The organism is Pontibacter sp. LHS1 (assembly GCF_058932855.1).
The window spans coordinates 821,101-836,996 of the sequence record NZ_JBZYWF010000001.1 but is presented as its reverse complement, the minus strand read 5'-3'; the positions used below and the strand labels follow the sequence as shown (position 1 = coordinate 836,996).

At 49.6% G+C, this 15,896-nt stretch carries 10 protein-coding genes; all 10 read left to right on the top strand.

Going from position 1 to position 15,896, the window contains the following annotated elements; genetic code table 11:
• Window positions 1-429 precede the first annotated feature (429 nt).
• Window positions 430-3,537, top strand: a complete 3,108-nt coding sequence (locus AC5FXQ_RS03620; protein WP_493601123.1) for a SusC/RagA family TonB-linked outer membrane protein — start codon at window positions 430-432, stop codon at window positions 3,535-3,537.
• Window positions 3,538-3,542: 5 nt separating this feature from the next.
• Window positions 3,543-5,150, top strand: a complete 1,608-nt coding sequence (locus AC5FXQ_RS03615; protein ID WP_493601122.1) for a SusD/RagB family nutrient-binding outer membrane lipoprotein — start codon at window positions 3,543-3,545, stop codon at window positions 5,148-5,150.
• A gap of 15 nt (window positions 5,151-5,165) precedes the next feature.
• A complete protein-coding gene (locus AC5FXQ_RS03610) occupies window positions 5,166-5,972 on the top strand; it encodes a DUF4397 domain-containing protein (RefSeq protein WP_493601121.1) in 807 nt (268 codons plus the stop codon).
• A gap of 205 nt (window positions 5,973-6,177) precedes the next feature.
• Window positions 6,178-7,719 carry a glycoside hydrolase family 10-like protein gene (locus AC5FXQ_RS03605; protein ID WP_493601120.1) on the top strand — a complete coding sequence of 514 codons (1,542 nt, stop codon included), beginning with the start codon at window positions 6,178-6,180 and terminating at the stop codon, window positions 7,717-7,719.
• Between the two features lie 4 nt (window positions 7,720-7,723).
• The gene (locus AC5FXQ_RS03600; RefSeq protein WP_493601119.1) at window positions 7,724-9,583 is read left to right on the top strand and encodes a glycoside hydrolase family 9 protein; all 1,860 of its coding nucleotides are present in this window, start codon (window positions 7,724-7,726) and stop codon (window positions 9,581-9,583) included.
• Window positions 9,583-10,287 (top strand): polysaccharide deacetylase family protein, encoded by a 705-nt coding sequence (locus tag AC5FXQ_RS03595; RefSeq protein WP_493601272.1) that lies wholly within the window; start codon window positions 9,583-9,585, stop codon window positions 10,285-10,287. The genes AC5FXQ_RS03600 and AC5FXQ_RS03595 overlap by 1 nt, the downstream gene beginning before the upstream one ends.
• Before the next feature lie 43 nt (window positions 10,288-10,330).
• Window positions 10,331-10,948 carry a peptidoglycan recognition protein family protein gene (locus tag AC5FXQ_RS03590; protein WP_493601118.1) on the top strand — a complete coding sequence of 206 codons (618 nt, stop codon included), beginning with the start codon at window positions 10,331-10,333 and terminating at the stop codon, window positions 10,946-10,948.
• 294 nt (window positions 10,949-11,242) lie between these two features.
• Complete coding sequence (locus AC5FXQ_RS03585; RefSeq protein WP_493601117.1) at window positions 11,243-13,105, top strand: outer membrane protein assembly factor BamB family protein; 1,863 nt, start codon at window positions 11,243-11,245, stop codon at window positions 13,103-13,105.
• Window positions 13,106-13,158: 53 nt separating this feature from the next.
• Entirely contained in the window at window positions 13,159-13,971 is an 813-nt protein-coding gene (murQ, locus tag AC5FXQ_RS03580; protein WP_493601116.1) for an N-acetylmuramic acid 6-phosphate etherase, read from the top strand.
• Between the two features lie 281 nt (window positions 13,972-14,252).
• Window positions 14,253-15,779 carry a sodium:solute symporter gene (locus tag AC5FXQ_RS03575; protein WP_493601115.1) on the top strand — a complete coding sequence of 509 codons (1,527 nt, stop codon included), beginning with the start codon at window positions 14,253-14,255 and terminating at the stop codon, window positions 15,777-15,779.
• The last annotated feature ends 117 nt before the right edge of the window (window positions 15,780-15,896 follow it).

Below are 15,896 nucleotides of genomic sequence, written 5' to 3'. Positions count from 1 at the left end.
CGAAATTTGCGTGTTTGCATTGGGTGCCTGACTAGCTGTATCAGTGGAGGTGCTGGTTTAAAAGCTAATTAAGCATGTTTTTGTTTCGCAACCAGCATGTTTAGATTTATTGTTAAAATATATATTAAATAAATCTAATTTTATATGCATGAATTTGCGTTTTTGTGTATAGCATGATGTTGCTGCTTTTTTCTTTTTTAGTTAAAATCATTGCAATAACCTGTGCGCTGTATTCCTTTTTTAGTAGCTTTAATGTGAGTTTAATATATACTGACATACAGGAACATTAATGTAGCTGGCTAAATTGTATTTTGCAGATATGAATTGCTGTGATGCTTAGCCGGAGAGTTGGAGAGAGTTTATTCTATGTTTTACCTATAACCTACAATCAATCTACCCACAATAATCTTAACCAATAGCCACGTAGTTATGATGAAAAAATTACAATGTTACCTATGGGGGATATGTTTCCTCCTGTTTCACTTTACAGCCAATGCCCAGAGCACGACTGTAACCGGCACGGTAACTGCCGCCTCCGACAATACCCCGCTGCCTGGTGTGACGGTAGCCGTTAAAGGTCAGCCGCGTGGTACCAATACCGACACGGATGGCAAGTTCTCCATTTCGGTAGCACCTTCCGATGTGCTGGTTTTCAGCTTTATCGGTATGAAACCTGCTGAGAGACCTGTGGGTACCAACACGGTGATCAACGTTGCACTGCAAGCGAATGCCGAAAGCCTCAGCGAAGTAGTAGTAACAGCTCTCGGTATCAAGCAGGAAAAGAAAGCGCTTGGTTACGCCGTAACAGAGGTTAAAGGTGCTACCATTGCCCAGACACAGCGCGAAAACTTCGTGAACGGCCTTGCCGGTCGTGTGGCGGGTGTGGAAGTAAACGCTTCTTCTGGTCTGCCAGGTTCTTCTTCTTCTATTGTGATCCGTGGTATCAGTTCCCTGAGCGGTAGCAACCAGCCGTTGTTCGTAGTAGACGGTTTGCCTATCAGCAACAACACCACTTCTACAGGTGTGTTCGCCTCTTCTATCGGAGCCGGTTCACGCTCTTTCGAGAACAGAGGTGTTGACTTTACTAACCGTGCGGCCGACATCAACCCTGAGGATATCGAAAGCATCACGGTACTGAAAGGCCCTGAAGCGGCCGCTCTTTATGGTATTGAGGCTGCATCTGGTGCGATCGTAATTACGACCAAGCGTGGTCAGGCTGGCAAAGCCCGCATCAACTACAGCAACAGCTTCCGTATGGACCGTATCGTGCGCTACCCTGAGATCCAGCAGAAGTATGACAGAGGTATAAACGGTTATACAGTTGAGCAAGGTGAGAGTATCGGATTTTTCGGTGCGCCTTATGCATCTGAAGTGCAGTTCTATGACAACGTGAAGAACTTCTTTCAGGACGCTTTCACACAGAAGCACAACCTGGCCTTCACTGGCGGCAACGAAGCTGCGCAGTACCGCATCTCCGGTTCTTTCACAGATGCACAGGGCTTTATTCCGAATACAGGACTAGAGCGTATTACACTTTCATCAGCTATCACTGCGAAACTGAGCAAATATCTGTCAACAGATTTAACTTTCGACTATACTCGCTCTGATAACGACCAGGCTTTCAGAGGTGCCGGTGGTCCATTGCTTCAGTTGCTACGTTGGCCATCTACTGACGACGCCAGCAACTACCTGACTCCGAGTGGAGGCAGAAGAGATTATGCTCCATTCGCAACAGCTGTTGAAAACCCATACTTCAACGTAAACAAGAACATCTTCAACTCCCTGACAGACCGTTACAGGCTAAATGCCAGCTTAACTGCTGACGTGACAGATTGGATGAAACTTGTTGGTCAGGCAGGTGTTGATTATTACACTGAGAAAAACACGATCGTGCGTCACCCAGAATCGAATGCAGGACGTTCTTTCGGTGGTATATTTGACCAAGCGGTAGTTACAAACCGTAACCTGACATTCCAATACTATGCTCAGTTCACAGCACCTACGTTGTTCAATGACAAGCTGCGTACTGACCTGAAACTGGGTAGCACAGTATACGACTGGAACACTTTCAGTGCAGCCGCTACCGGAGAGCAGTTCATGGCTCCGGATCTGTACTCGATCAACAACACAGCCCTCACAACACAGCGTGCTTACAATAACCTGACGCAGCGTCGTTTGGTAGGTGCTTGGGGTAGCTTCAACGCAAGCTACAACGACATCATCTACCTGACGTTGACTGGTCGTAATGACTGGAGCTCTACGCTCCCTGTGCAGAACAACTCTTTCTTCTACCCATCAGCTGCCTTGAGCTTTGTGTTCACTGAGCTGGAGCCATTCCAGGGTATTAAAAATGTTCTTTCTTTTGGTAAGTTGCGAGGTTCTATCGCTCAGGTAGGTAAAGATGCAAGACCATACAGCCTGCGTCCATTCTATGAATCAGCTCAGACTACGGGTGGTGGTTTCCGCTATGGCTTCACAGGCCCAAGCCTGAACCTGCGTCCGGAGATGACGACTTCTTACGAATTCGGTACAGAGTTGAAGTTCTTCAACGACCGCTTCGGTATCGACGCGACGTACTTTAAGAAGAAATCAGTTGACCAGATCGTGCAGAACCTGCGCCTGAGCTATGCAACTGGTTTCGTACTGATGACCTTCAACGCCGGTGAGATGGAGAACTCAGGTATAGAGCTTCAGTTGAACGGTACGCCGGTACAGAACAGCAACTTCACATGGGACGTGTTGTTGAACTACACGAAGAACAACAGTAAGCTGACGAAGCTGCCTGGCGACGTGCAGGAGTTCTACAACTCTGACACCTGGCTGTATGGCAACGTGCGTGTAGGTTCCCGTTTGGATGGTCCGCTTACAACCTTTACTGGTTATGACTACCAGCGCAACGACAACGGTGATGTATTGATCAATCCATCTACTGGTTTGCCGTTATTGAACACGAGCGAGTGGGTAGTTGTAGGTGATCGTAACCCAGACTTCAATATTGGTCTGACAAACACCTTCACTTACAAGAACCTGTCGTTGAACTTCCTGCTTGACATTCGCAAAGGTGGTGACGTGTACAATGCAACAGAGCATTACCTGACAGTAACAGGTTTGAGTAAACGCACTTTAGATCGTGAGACGCCGCGTATCGTGACAGGTGTTCTCAGAGATGGTTTGGAAAACACTGCCAACCCAACGCAGAACAACATTCCGATAGACCTTCACAGAAACTCTGATTACTGGGCTTCTATTTACCCGCACCAGAATTTCGTCGAAAAGGATGTGAACTGGGTACGTATGCGTGACGTGACACTGAACTACCGCATGCCGACCAGCATTATGCAGCGCGTTAAGTTCATGGAAGACCTGAACGTGTTTGTAACTGGTACAGACCTGTTCCTGATCACAAATTACTCTGGTCTGGATCCGGTTGCAAACGGTAACTCTGCTGCAGTAGGTGGTGCCGGTGGTTCCGGCCTTGACTATGGTAACTTCCCGTTGCCAAGAGGAATTAACTTTGGAATTAGAGCAGGATTTTAATTAAGATGAAAATGAGAAAGATAATTTTTGCTTCTCTTATAGCGGCCAGCGTGTTTTCGGCATCTGGCTGTAAAGATTACCTAGACGTAAATACAAACCCGAACGGTCCGGATGCTTTGCTGCAGCCGGAGCTGTTCCTGCCGCAGATACAGTCTGAAATGGCGGTAGCCGTGCAGTGGGATGGTCGTTTTGCAGGACAGTATGTGCAGAACTGGGCATCAACTGTAACAAACAATGCTGTTGATCAGCACGGTAACCCACTATCAGATACTTATGCACAGCTCTGGAGAGCCGTGTATTGGAGCATGGGTTATAACCTTTCGGATATGATCGAGAGTGGCGAGCGCAGCAAGAAGTACGATTTTGTAGGAGTTGGACATGTCATGCGCGCTTACGGATGGCAAAACCTAACTGATTACCATGGTCCTGTGATCATGACAGAGGCTTTTGACCCAGACAAGCGTGTATTCAACTATGATGAGCAGGATGTTGTGTATCCTGAAATTAAGCGCCTGTTGGAAGAAGGTATCAAAAACCTGGAGCGTACAGATGGACTTGATGCTGCCAGCTCAGGTTTAGCTAAGAGTGATTTGATTTATGCAGGCAATCGTGAGCAGTGGAAGCGGTTTGCCTATGGAATGTTGGCTATCAACGCACACCGCCTGACAAACAAGCCTTCTTATGACCCAAACAAGGTTATTGAATATGTAGATCAGGCACTTGCCAGCAATGCCGACAATGCTTTGATTCGCTTTGAAGGAACTGTTAGTGCAAACACAAGCTTCTTTGGTCCGCTTCGGAACAACATAGCTTCCAATCGTCAGACAAAATATATCGTTGGATTATTGGATGGTACTAACTCTGAGTTGACCGATAGTGGTTTGCAGGGTGCAGACCCAATATTTGAAGGCCAGCACTTGAAGGACCCGCGCATTACAGCAATGTTAGCTCCTTCTCCGGATGGAGAGTACAGAGGAATTACTCCTACTTTGGGTTTGTCTGAGTTCCCTAATGCAACCGACCCGCGCATACCTAAAAACCTGTGGAATGCTACAGGAGTTTCTACTGTGCCAACGGGTCCTCAGATCTATTTCTTCGCAAATGCAGCTAGATTTCCGCTGATGACCTATTCGCAGCTGCAGTTCATTAAGGCTGAAGCCGCCTGGATTGCTGGTAAGAAGGACATTGCCCTCCAAGCATATAGAAATGGTGTGATTGCACATATCGATTTTGCCCGTACTTATGCTCCGGATCCTGCTGTTTATGATGAGCGTAAGGAAGCATATTTGGCCAGTGAGGTTATGATGCCAACAACATCTGCCGGTCTTACTCTTTCTAAGATTATGTTGCAGAAGTATATCGCAACCTGGGGTTGGGGCTTCTTGGAAACATGGTCTGATATGAGAAGATATCACTACAACCAGGACGAAGAAGTTTATACTGATTTTGTATTGCCTAACACACTGAACGTAGCGAATATGGGCAAGCCTGCCTACAGAGCTCGTCCGAGATACAATTCAGATTATATGTGGAACCAAGAAGCGCTTCGTGCAATGGGTGGCTTTGAGGAGGACTACCATACATATGAAACTTGGTTCAGCAAACGTCAATAATTAGATTGAAACGTTATGAGAAAGATTTTAAATAGAGCAATGTTATTTATAGGAGCGAGCCTGATGCTAGCTGCCTGTGAGAAAAATGAAATACCTGAAGTAGCGAAGCCGGTAGGAGAGGGAACTTATGTTAAGTTCTTCTTTCACGCTCAGGATGCCCCTCGATCTAACTTTTATTTGGACAACAATAAAGTTACTGGGGTTGCGCCTACTACAGCAGGACAGGTTTTAGGAAATGCTTACGCTTCTGTATACCCAAGTAATGCTTATGCTTTACTGCCTGCAGGTTCATATTCCATGAGTGTAATCGATACTGTTACGACAGGAAAAGGAACAGCAGATGTTCTAGCTAGCACTTCTGTAGACTTGGCTAACAATAAGTTCTACTCTGCTTATTTAGTTGGTACAAAGCCTAACTTTGACACCTTCGTGATTGAAGATGTACTGCCACCAGCTGACAACACCAAAATTTGGTGGAGGTTTGTAAATACCATGGCTAACATCCCTTTTGCAGTAGACGCCTATGCCGTGCGTGCGGCAATTCCAGCAACAGATAACTACCCTGCTGAACCTATGGAAATAGTTGAGATAGGTAAGAATATCGATTTCAAGGGTTATAGCCAATATGTAGAATTGAAGAGAGGTGTTTATACTTTCAAGGTGTATCCATCGGGCACTGAGTACGATCCGTCTACTACACCAGCATTCATTCAAAACTCAGTAACATTGGCAAGTTTAGGGCGTGTATATTCGACCCAGATCAGAGGTACTTACGCCGAGAAGCCTGCAACCAGCAACATTGATTACTGGAGAGAGAGATAAGGTGGTAAACCCGGGGCAGCGCTGGCCCCGGGTTATTTCCCGCCTTGCCCTTCTGCATATGGCAAGCCGGTTTTAAACCTGGCTTGCATCCTAGTACAAATAGTGATAGATTAGCTTACGAATAGTTTTATCAACATGAAAGAGCCCCTCCTTTACTAAACCTATTGGAGGGCTTTTTTTTAGCCACCCTATACCCAAAGGAACAATGATTAGAAACTTTACACTTTTAGCCGTCCTGCTGCTCAGTTCAGTCAGCCTTTTTGCACAGGGAACAAAGAACCCTCCCAAACGCGAGTTCAGAGGTGTCTGGATCGCTACCGTACAAAACATCGACTGGCCTTCCAAACCAAAGCAGGGCGTAGACTCCCAACAGCAGATGCAGGAGCTGGTCGACATCTTCGATGCCCATCAAAAGACAGGTATCAATGCTGTGATGCTGCAGGTGCGTCCCTCAGCCGACGCTTTCTATGCCAAAGGCCGGGAGCAGTGGAGTATGTTTCTGACCGGCAAGCAAGGCACGCTGCCCGAGCCATTTTACGATCCGCTGGAGTTCGCCATCGAAGAAGCCCACAAGCGCGGCATGGAACTGCATGCCTGGATCAACCCATACCGTGCCTCCACCAGCCTGGTCGATTCGCTGGTGAGCAGCGAGCACATTTCCCGCATTCAGCCGGACTGGTTCTTTACCTACGGCGATAAAAAGTACTTTAACCCCGGCATACCTGAGGTGCGCCACTACCTCGTGGATGTGATCATGGATGTGGTGCGCAACTACGACATCGACGGCATCCATTTCGACGACTACTTCTACCCATATCCAGGCAAAGCCGCACTGCCGGACTCGATCACTTACATGCTGCACGAGCAAGGCATAAAGAACATAGAAGACTGGCGCCGCAATAACGTGGACCAGCTGATCAAAGACCTGTCAGAAGCGATCAAGAAAGAGAAGAAGCATGTGAAATTCGGTATCAGCCCCTTTGGTATCTGGCGAAACAAGTCACAGGACCCGGAGGGTTCAGAAAGCAATGGCCTGTCAGGGTATAGCGCCCTTTATGCCGATGCCCGCAAGTGGGTGCAGGAAGGCTGGATCGACTACATCAATCCGCAATTATACTTTCCGTTTGGCTATACCCCGGCACCTTACGAAAAGCTACTGGACTGGTGGGCTGCCAACGCCAACGGTAAGCATGTGTACATAGGCCAGGGGGCCTACCGTGCCATGGAAGACCGAGAGGGCTGGCGCGACCGGCAGCAGTTGCCAAACCAGGTGCGCTACCTGCGTGAGAATCCAAGGGTGCAGGGCAGTGTATACTTCAGCTCCCGCTCCCTTACAAATAACCTGGCGGGCTTCCGCGATTCCCTACAGCACGACCTGTACCGCTATCCGGCCCTGCAGCCCATCATGCCCTGGTTAGGTATGGCCAAACCAAAGCAGCCTCTGGCGCTGCGCGAAGACAAGTTCTTGTTCGTTTTCCCGCGTCTTCGCAAGGCAATTATTAAATGGGATTACCCGGATCAGGAAGAGGATGTGTATGGCTTTGTGGTATACCGCTTCGACGAAAACGAGCCGATCAACCTGGAACATGCCCGTAATATTCGACGCATCCAATTCAACGATTACGAACTAAGCTTTCATGACGAGACAGCTGAGCGCGGGAAGACCTACAAATATGTGGTGACATCCATCGACAGGTTGAAAAATGAGAGCAAGCCTTCTAATGTTTACCTAAAGAAACTTCGCTAGACTTATGAAGAACAGGAAAAAGACCATACTGGCACTGGTGCTGACGACGATGATCGTGGCGGCCAACGCCATTGCATTTTCGAACAAAGCTGCTCCTGATTTTGAGGAGGCAGGTATGGCCGCCAAAGGTCCTGCCTGGATCCGTATCAACCAGTTAGGCTATACCCCTCAAGGTATAAAAGTAGCGGTGTGGGGAAGTAAGTCGAAAGGAAAGCTTCGCCGCTTTCAGCTGGTAGACGCTGCCACCGGTAAAGTGGTGTTCAAAGGAAAAGCTGGTCAGGCTTTTGGCGCTTACGGTCCTTTTGAAGAATCTTATCGTCTGAACTTTACCGAATTCAACAAGCCGGGCACTTACTACCTGCAGGCCGGAAATGCTAAGTCGCCGGAATTCCGGATCGACGCCGACGTGTACAAAGGCACGGCAGACTTTGCGCTGCGCTACATGCGCCAGCAGCGCAGCGGCTTCAACCCATACCTGCAAGACTCCTGCCATACCCAGGACGGCTACACCATGTATGGCCCGATGCCCGACAGCACGATCATCGACGTGTCGGGTGGCTGGCACGATGCCTCGGATTACCTGCAGTATGCCACCACTTCAGCCAATGCGACTTACCACCTGTTGGCTGCCTACCGAGATTTTCCGGGCGTGTTCACCGACAAGCATCAGGCCAACGGACTCGAAGGTACTAACGGTGTAGCCGACGTGCTCGACGAGGCAAAGTGGGGACTGGACTGGCTCCTGAAGATGCACCCGCGTGAAGACTGGCTTTTCAACCAACTCGCTGACGATCGCGACCACCAGGGATTCAGGCTGCCAACCGAAGATCCGGTTGATTACGGTATGGGCAAAGGGGGAGCGCGGCCTGTATACTTCGCCACTGGAGAACCACAGGGTCTTGGCAAGTATAAGAACCGGGCGACCGGCGTGGCCTCTATCGCAGGAAAGTTTACAAGCGCTTTTGGTTTGGCCGCACAGATCTACAACAGTAAAGACCAGGAGTTATCTGATTTATTTACTCAAAAAGCACAGTCGGCTTTCAAACTAGGTTTGGCGAAGCCGGGTGTTGCCCAGACCGCTCCTTGCCTGGCTCCTTATTTCTATGAAGAAGATAATTGGGTAGACGACATGCAACTGGGTGCTGCGGCACTTTACCAACTGACCGGCAAGCAAGAGTTCTTCAAGCAGGCTTATACCTACGGTCTGCAGGAAAAGGTGACGCCCTGGATGGGTGCCGATACAGCCCGTCACTACCAGTGGTATCCTTTCCATAACTTCGGTCACTTCGAGTTGGCCAAGAAATCAGATGAAAAGACAAAGGCTGAACTGATCGGTTTCTACAAAGAAGGTATAGAACGGGTACATGCTAAGGCAAAGAAAAATGCCTTTTACCGTGGGGTGCCGTTTATCTGGTGCTCCAACAACCTGACCACCTCTTTTGCTATTCAGAGCTTCCTGTACCGCCAGCTGACCGGTGACCAGACTTACGCAGAGCTGGAGCAGGCTAATTTTGACTGGTTGTTCGGTGTGAACCCTTGGGGAACAAGCATGGTATATGGTCTGCCAGCGCATGGCGACACCCCTACAGATCCGCATTCGGCATTCACGCACCTGCACAAGTTTCCGATTGACGGTGGCCTGGTGGATGGTCCGGTGTATGGCAGCATCTTCAACAACCTGAAAGGTATAAAGCTTTACAGCGAAGACCCTTATGCTGAGTTCCAGTCAAAGTTGGTGGTATACCACGACGACTTCGGTGACTACAGCACCAATGAGCCGACTATGGACGGTACCGCATCGCTGATCTACCTGCTGGCCTCCAAAGAGTATAGCTCACAGGAGGGGAGTCAGGTAAAAAAGTAATAATTGACAGCCACGGAGCGATCATCCGCGGCGATACAACTGCCCGGCAGATCGCGCTGATCTTTACCGGGGATGAGTATGCAGACGGAGGAGAGGTGATCAGTAAGGTGCTCAAGAAGCACCAGGCCAAAGCCTCCTTCTTTCTCACGGGGCGCTTTTACCGGAATCCTGCTTTTAGCTCCTTGATCCGGGATCTGAAAAAAGAGGGACATTACCTGGGAGCACACTCTGACGAGCATCTGCTTTACTGCGACTGGACAAAACGGGATAGTCTGCTGGTGACGCGGGAGCAGTTCAGCGAAGACCTGCGGAAGAATTACCAGCGCATGGAAGCCTTTGGTGTGAAAAAAAAAGACGCGCCTTACTATCTGCCGCCGTACGAATGGTACAACCGCAGCATCAGCAACTGGACAGCGGAGGAAGGTTTGCAACTGGTGAATTTTTCGCCCGGCACCCGCTCTGCCGCCGACTATACCTACCCCGAAATGGGAAACAGGTATGTGGATTCGGAGACGGTGCTGCAGTCGATTATGGCCTATGAGGCGAAAGACAGGAACGGCCTGAACGGCTTTATGCTACTCCTGCACATCGGCACTGACCCGAGGCGGACAGACAAATTTTACCACCGGCTGGACGAAATGCTCACCAGGCTGGAAAAGAAAGGCTACCAGTTTGTGAGGTTGGATGAGCTGCTGGAGCAATAAAAGTAGAGCGCTATACCTGCGCTTCAAAAAGATTTGAAACTGAATGAAAAAAATACTGATACTGATGTGCCTTCTTGCTGGCTTTGTGAGTTGTCAGCAACCTGCTGCCACCTCCGACACACCGCTGATACCGGAAGGTATAACCTACCTGTCGCGGGAGGAGTGGGGAGCCAAAGCACCCGTGCTGCCAATGCGGCCCCATAAACTAACGAGGCTGACCATCCATCATACCGGTGTGCCGCAGTTGTTTGACCGCAGCCTGGCTGACAAGCTGCGCAATCTGCAGAAGTTCTCGCAGGAAGACAGTCCCCTGGCGGACGGACGCATGAAACCAGCCTGGGCCGATGTACCTTATCACCTGTATGTGGATGTGCATGGGGCTGTAGGGGAGGCGCGGGATCTCAACTACGCCGGCGATTCCAACACCAGTTACGATCCGGCCGGTCATCTGCTGGTGGTGGTAGAGGGCAACTTTGAAAAAGAGGCAATCACGGAGGCGCAGCTGAAAACGCTCGAGAAACTGGTGCCGGCCCTGGCAAAGCGCTTTGGTATACCTGCCGACAGCCTGGGAGCACACAAGGATTTTGCTCAAACCACCTGCCCGGGCGCTGGCTTATATGCGGAGCTGCCACGATTCAGACAATTAATGAAAGGCAATTAGATGCCGGGTGCAGTGGCCGAACAACAGCCTGGCGCAAGCACAGGGATGTATTGGTTGATAAATGGAGGTTTTTTGCGTGTTTTTGCCGGTTTTAGAAAAAAACTTGCGAAATAGTTTGAACTTTACGAACAAGTGCTTAGTTTTATACAAAATAAAGGGACAGTATTCGTTTTGCTCGTGCGCTTTTGTGCGGTTTCTGCGCTAGTTTACCAAACAAAAGGCGGCATGAGCAGAATGGGTACAACTACTCGAAGTGCTGCCATCGGTCTTTTTGCTTCAAGAGGAAATAAACAGATGAATTTACGGAAGTACGCCGCTTTGTTAGCACTGTTTCTAATCGCCAGGCTTGGCTATAGTCAGTCTCTCCAATTCGCTTTTGTATCCGATACCCACATCGGCAATCCCACTGCCCAGGAAGACCTTGAGCGTACTATCGCTGACATCAATGCTGACCCCAATCTTGAGTTTGTAGTCATCACCGGCGATATCACCGAGTTTGGTTCGGATGAAGAACTGAAGCTGGCTAAACAGCTATTCAACACCCTCCAAAAGCCCTGGTACATTGTGCCTGGCAATCACGATACCAACTGGTCAGAGAGCGGCAGCAACAGCTTTCGGGTTGTTTTCGGGGCAGAGACCTTCGCATTTACCTACAAAGGTTACCTCTTTGCAGGCACTGGTTCAGGACCAAACATGCGCATGGGGCCGGGGCAGATTCCGCGCGAGAACATCGTGTGGCTGGACTCGGTGCTGACTCACATGCCCGATCCGGAAATGCCGGTTATTTTTCTCAACCACTACCCACAGGACTCTTCGCTGAATAACTGGTACGACGTAACAGACAAGCTGCGTTCCTACAACACCCAGCTGATCCTGCACGGCCACGGCCACAACAACCGCGAATACCGCTACGACGGTATACCTGCCGTGATGGGTCGCTCTAATCTGCGTGCAAAAGAAGAAGTGGGAGGGTATAACATTGTGACCTTCGCCGACGGAAAAGCCAGTTTTGAAATCCGGAAGCCAGGTATAGAAACATTGCCGAAATGGATTGAAGTGCCGCTGGTAAAGCATGATTTCGCCAACGACCCGACTAAGCACCACCGACCGTCATTTGCCGTAAATAAATTATACCCAAATGTGAAACTGGTTTGGGAATACCAGGACGATAGCGATGTCGGGGCGGGCACAGCTGTTTATAAAGATCTGGTCATTGCCACGAACACGACGGGCCAGGTATATGCATTAGATAGCAAAACCGGAAAGCGCAGGTGGACTTACGGCACCAATGGCAAAATCTACTCTACTCCGGCTGTGGCGAATGGCTTTGTGGTGGTAGGCTCCTCGGATGACCATATTTACTGCCTCTCTGCCGCTACAGGCAAATTGGTTTGGAAATTTAAAGCCAACAGGCCTGTGCTGGGTTCGCCGCTTATCGAGAAAGGCGTAGTCTACATAGGTGCTTCGGATGGGCATTTTCGTGCTCTTGATCTGAAGAAAGGCAAGCTGCTGTGGGATTTTGATCAGGTGAACAATTTTGTAGTGACCAAGCCACTGCTCTACCAGGGCAAGGTATATTTCGGTAGCTGGGGCAATGAGTTTTATGCCCTTGACGCCAAAACTGGTCAGCTGGCCTGGAAATGGAGCAACGGCTCCAGCAACCGGATGTTTTCACCGGCAGCCTGCTACCCGGTAGCTGCCAATGGCCGCATCTTTATTGTGGCCCCTGACCGCTTTATGACCTCTCTGGACGCTAACACAGGTGAAGTGCTGTGGCGTGAGCAAATGAAAGAAGGCCGCGTGCGTGAATCGATGGGGATTTCGAATGATGGTAAGCTGGTATACGTGAAGACCATGGACGGGAAGGTATACGGCGTTTCCACTTCCGCAAATGCCCTGCAGGTAGACTGGAAGTCGACGCTGCAGCTGCCTTACGAGCTGGCCCCTTCAGCTATAATCGAACACAACAATGTCGTACTGGTGCCTTCGCACTCAGGTCTGGTCAGTGCATTGGACCGCCAGAGTGGGGAAGTACTTTGGAAATACAAGAGTTCAAACAGTCTCATGAACCCAGTGATGCCGCTCGGCAAAAACAGAGTGGTCGTGAGCACAATGGATGGGAAGATCGCCTGCCTGGAGTATGTGCCTGCCAAGTAAGGTATAGGAACAGGTATAGCGATTGATTTAGAAGGAATTATTTAAAACACAACATGGAGATTACAACCGAGAAAGACTCGAACTATAACAACCTGGAAAAGATGTCGGTGAGGGAAGTGCTGGAGAACATCAACCGTGAAGACAAAAGCGTACCACTGGCCGTTGAAAAGGCAATTCCTCAAATAGAAAAACTGGCAGAAGTAGTAGCGGATCGCATGAAAAAAGGTGGTCGGTTATTCTACATAGGCGCCGGCACCAGCGGCCGTTTGGGCGTAGTGGATGCCTCTGAGTGCCCTCCGACCTTTGGTGTGCCATTCGACATGGTGGTAGGTCTGATTGCCGGTGGCGACACGGCCATCCGCAAAGCCGTTGAGTTTGCCGAAGACGACATGGAGCAGGCTTGGGAAGACCTGAAAGAATACGGCCTCGACGAGCACGATGTCATCGTAGGTATAGCCGCCTCAGGCACGACACCTTATGTGATCGGCGGTTTGCGCATGGCGAACGAGTATGGCTTGGCAACCGGTTGCATTGTATGCAACACCGGCAGTCCGGTAGCAGCTGAGGCTCAATATCCGGTAGAGGTTGTAGTTGGCCCTGAGTTTGTGACAGGCAGCACCCGCATGAAAGCCGGTACTGCCCAGAAACTGGTGCTCAACATGCTCAGCACCACCGTTATGATCCAACTGGGGCGCGTGCGTGGCAACAAAATGGTAGACATGCAGCTGACGAACCACAAACTCTATAACCGCGGCGTGCGCATGGTGATGGCGGAGACTGGTGCTGACGAAGCAACAGCGGCTGCATTGCTGGAGAAGCATGGCAGTGTGCGCAAGGCCGTAGCCAGTGTGCTGGTTTCGAAGTAGGATTTCTAACAATATAAGAGTCGTTTCGAACATGCTCGAGACGGGAGTCGAAGAGGCCGAGCGTAGCTCAGAGAAAACCGGAGTCTCTACTTCTTCAGTTTTCATGCTGCGTTCGAAACGATATATCTTTATCATAGCCCTTTAATAAAGCCTTAGTTCTCAAAGCAGCTAACATTGCCTACATTTCGGCAAAACTTAGTAACTTACAATCATGTGCGAAAGCATAAGTTACAGGCATCATCGCTTTTGACTTCTTTCGCTGATGACAAACTAATTACCTTATGTCTCCAATCGTTCTTTTGTCTTTCCTGATCGGCTATTTTGCGGTACTGATAGGTATATCCTACTTCACTTCGAAAGGATCATCAGACAACTCCAGTTTCTTTATCGCCAACCGCAACTCGAAGTGGTACTTCGTGGCCTTTGGTATGATCGGTACCGCTTTATCGGGTGTGACCTTTATCTCGGTGCCGGGGGCGGTGGTCAACAGTAGTTTCGGCTATTTCCAGTTTGTGCTTGGTAACACGGTCGGCTTTGTGCTGATCGCTTTTGTGCTCCTGCCGCTCTACTACCGCATGAACCTGATCTCCATTTATACCTATCTGGAGAAACGCTTCGGCTACTGGAGCTACAAATCGGGTGCGATGATCTTCCTGGTGTCGCGTACCATTGGTTCGGCTTTCCGTCTATACCTGGTGGCCATCGTGCTGCAGCGCTTTATTTTCGATGCCTGGAACGTACCGTTTGTGGCGACTGTGGCCATTTGCTTGATTCTGATCTGGCTCTATACCCACAAGGGCGGTCTTAAAACGATTGTAATTACAGATACCCTGCAGACACTCTTTATCGTGTCGTCGGTAATCTTCTCCATCATCTTTATCGCCAGCAGCCTCGACCTGAACGTGGTGCAGACCTTTGAGGCGGTGAAAAACAGCTCTTACTCCAAAATGTTTTTCTGGGAAGATTTCCTGGGTACGAAGAGTCACTTCCTGAAGCATTTCATTGGCGGTATTTTCGTGACCATCGCCATGACAGGCCTGGACCAGGACCTGATGCAGAAGAACCTGAGCTGCAAAAACATCGGCGAAGCACAGAAGAATATGCTCACTTTTACGGGCGTTTTCGTGTCGATCAACATCTTCTTCCTGAGCGTGGGTGCCTTGCTGTACATCTATGCAGAAGCCAATGGCATCGACGTAACGGCGCTTGCTACGCCTGACCACTTGTTCCCGGAAATCGCCCTGAATCACATGGCCATGATTCCGGCTATTATCTTCATGCTCGGTCTTACGGCGGCTACTTTTGCTACCACTGACTCTGCCCTCACGGCGCTCACAACTTCTTTCTGTGTGGACTTCCTGAACTTCACCAAAAAGGCCAACCACGACGACATTAAGCTGATCCGTACCCGCCATATGGTGCACGTCGGTTTCTCGGTGGTGATGTTGCTGGTGATCCTCGTGTTCAAGATCATCAACGACGACTCGGTGGTGAATGCCATCTTCAAAGCAGCTGGCTATACTTATGGTCCGTTGCTGGGCTTGTTTGCTTTCGGTATGGCCAACAAACGCGCCGTAGCAGACAAACTGGTGCCGTATGTCTGCGTGATCTCGCCGGTGCTGACTTATATTCTGGATACTAACTCTGTGGATTGGACAGGCTATGCCATGGGCTTTGAGCTGATTGTGGTGAATGCCGCTATCACATTTATCCTGTTGCTGGTAACGAGTAAACCAGGCGGCGGTATGATGATGGACGCCCTGGAGGAAGCCGAACGTGGACCTAAAGTAAAACAGACAACTTATTAAGCCTATACCTGTAATGTGTGAACGGTCATACCTCAGGTAAGTGCGAATAATGAAACATCGTAAGTGTTTTCTTAACTAAGGAAGCATTGAGTGGGGCAGTCTTTTGTCCTTTATCTA